Consider the following 1,900-nt stretch of genomic DNA (forward strand, 5'->3'; position numbering starts at 1 on the left):
CCCCGCCGCTACAATCGGCGGGTTTTTTGATGCTCTTTGCGGGTGCAGAGCTAAAAGAATCCCAGCAGCTTTTCCATGGCCCGCTCGTTCGTTTTGACCGGGATGACCGGAGTGGCGACTTATCCACAACGGCATACGAGCTGGGCTGGTATTTGCAAAAAAACGAAATCTCCAGGCTCAAGCTGGATGGAGATGCAGGGACAGAGCTTGCACGAATCGTGAAGGGAGCTGGAATCCAGTTTAGCTGCCCGGCGTTCGGTTTTACGATCAAGGAAAGAATACCGGCTCAATCGTATACATCACTCTTTACATCCCTAACCGAGCAAGCGTATGAAAAAACAGGCATTCGCTATTTCGTGCAATACCAGCGAGACAAACTGACGGTACTCCCCGAGGGGAAAAACAGCATCATTCCGATGTTCAAGGCGAGCTTGCTCACAAGCAGCTCGACGGGAGAGAGTATCGAGGATGTATACACCGTTGTGACAGTGGAGCGTTACCGGGATGATCGGGTCGTGAGCAGTGCAACGAAATCAAATGATAGCCTGGTCAAACAAATAGGACGCATGCAAAAAGTCATCGACGCAGGCGAGGACAAAAACGTAGCTGGATTGGCAGCTAAGCAACTCGCAGAGTTGTCCAAAATCTCCAAGACACGCTCCATTTCGGTCAGGCACGAGGATGAAAATGCCGCTAGGTTACGTGCGGGCTGGCTCATCAAGATCATGGAAAAAGACAATAAAACCATCACGGATTGGCTCGTCACCAGCTGCCAAGCGCGCTGGCAAGGCGGTCAATACACAATGGATCTCCAATTGGAAAGGAGGACGTAAGAGATGCATTCAGTTATCGCAAAACTGCGAGGGCACGCACAGGACGGCATCGAGAATACCCAAGGGGAATTCGGCAAGCTTTTGTCACTCTCACCCTTGTCTGTAAAGCTCGACGAGGACCCGACACCCTTGGAACCGTATGAGCTGTCGGCATTACGTTCTGCCCAATTAAAGCCAGAAGATGTGGGCAAAAAAGTAGCCCTGTTGCGATGCAACAACGAACAATATCTTCTGCTTGGGGTGGTGGAGTAATGTTTCCAGAGCTGAACGGAAACGAAACACAACTGGTTCAATCTCCAGATAACCCGATTCCATGGACATACAAATTCGACTGGACCACAAAACAATTGCAGCAAGGTCCAGATGGTCGGTATTTGCGGACGACTACCTATGCGGAGTATCTGGAAGAGACAGCAAAGAAAATCCTGAATACGCGTCGTTTCCGGTACGAGATTTACTCGGAAAGGTACGGAGTAGACTTTCTATATGAGACAGGAAGGATGCGCTCGGGCATTTCATTGCCAGCGATTAAGATGCAAGCACAAGAGGCGCTAGAGGCTCACAGTGAGGTTGAGCGTTCGGAAGTGGTAGATATTCGGTTTGAGGACAACCGGGTCATTTTTTCGCTCGAAATGGAGGGCACGAGAGGGACAACTAGGACGGAGGTGAATACATGGCAACGTTAGACAAACCAGAAATGCCGATTCTCAGGGAAACCCCGGATCAGATTTATCAGCGGATGGCGAATCGGATGGCATTGATAGCACAACAGCGTGGAGAGACGCCACCAGCGACGGAAGAGGGAGAAATTTTTTATGACCTCGGCTATCCGATTGCAGAGGAAATCAGCGACCAGCAGCAGCTATTTGAGTACGGCTTTCTCCAGCGTTTTCTACCCTGGGCGGACGGAGAATTCCTGGATGCAACAGGCGTATTCTTCGGTTTATCTCGCAATGAGGGGGAGACAGACGACGCCTACCGACAACGCCTTATTGACCGAGCTCGGACAGAAGAGGGAGACGGCAGACGCCAAGACTACGAGCGGTGGGCACGAAATGTTGGCGGGG

At 51.1% G+C, this 1,900-nt stretch carries 4 protein-coding genes; all 4 read left to right on the plus strand.

The window, feature by feature from the left end; translation table 11 throughout:
- The coding region (locus PMI05_RS24150) for a hypothetical protein (RefSeq protein WP_007727545.1) at positions 1 to 833 on the plus strand (833 nt) is incomplete at its 5' end.
- Between the two features lie 3 nt (positions 834 to 836).
- A complete protein-coding gene (locus PMI05_RS24155; RefSeq protein WP_007727547.1) occupies positions 837 to 1,085 on the plus strand; it encodes a hypothetical protein in 249 nt (82 codons plus the stop codon).
- Complete coding sequence (locus tag PMI05_RS24160) at positions 1,085 to 1,519, plus strand: DUF2634 domain-containing protein (protein ID WP_007727551.1); 435 nt, start codon at positions 1,085 to 1,087, stop codon at positions 1,517 to 1,519. Before PMI05_RS24155 ends, PMI05_RS24160 begins: the two co-directional genes overlap by 1 nt.
- A partial coding sequence (locus PMI05_RS24165) for a baseplate J/gp47 family protein (protein WP_007727553.1) occupies positions 1,507 to 1,900 on the plus strand: 394 nt, incomplete at its 3' end. The genes PMI05_RS24160 and PMI05_RS24165, both read left to right, overlap by 13 nt.

The sequence above is a fragment of the Brevibacillus sp. BC25 genome (genome assembly GCF_000282075.1).
Taxonomy (GTDB): Bacteria; Bacillota; Bacilli; order Brevibacillales; family Brevibacillaceae; genus Brevibacillus.

Coding starts and splice junctions, on each gene's coding strand:
- PMI05_RS24155 (WP_007727547.1), top strand. CDS start 837: ATGCATTCAGTTATCGCAAAACTGCGAGGGCACGCACAGGACGGCATC.
- PMI05_RS24160 (WP_007727551.1), top strand. CDS start 1,085: ATGTTTCCAGAGCTGAACGGAAACGAAACACAACTGGTTCAATCTCCA.